At 60.2% G+C, this 269-nt stretch carries 1 protein-coding gene; it reads right to left on the bottom strand.

Features of this window, described 5'->3' with window-relative positions; all coding sequences use genetic code 11:
* Window positions 1–269, bottom strand: a 269-nt coding sequence (locus SAZ04_RS22215; protein WP_332699791.1) for a hypothetical protein, incomplete at both ends; no start/stop codon positions are given.

Raw genomic sequence — 269 nt, 5'->3', positions numbered from 1 at the left:
CATGAACAGCAGAAGCAGCAAAGCCGGCATGGTGGTGAAGATCATCAGCACGTAATCGTTCATATACGCGATTATCTGGGCCTGATGGTTGATCATGCGATCCAGCGTCGCCGCGCCTAGCGACGTGGCGGGGTCGAGCGATGGCTGCGCTTGCCCGAGCATCTGCAACACCCGGTTGAAGGGACTGACCGATGCCCCGATCTGCTCGTGCAGCGCCTGGGCGTTGTGTGCGAGCAGCGATGTGGTGACTGAAACGCCGATTGCGGCAC

The sequence above is a fragment of the Halalkalibacter lacteus genome, from assembly GCF_036663595.1.
GTDB classification, from domain to species: Bacteria; Bacillota; Bacilli; order Bacillales; family Bacillaceae_D; genus Halalkalibacter; species Halalkalibacter lacteus.
This window is presented reverse-complemented; position numbering and strand designations above follow the sequence as displayed.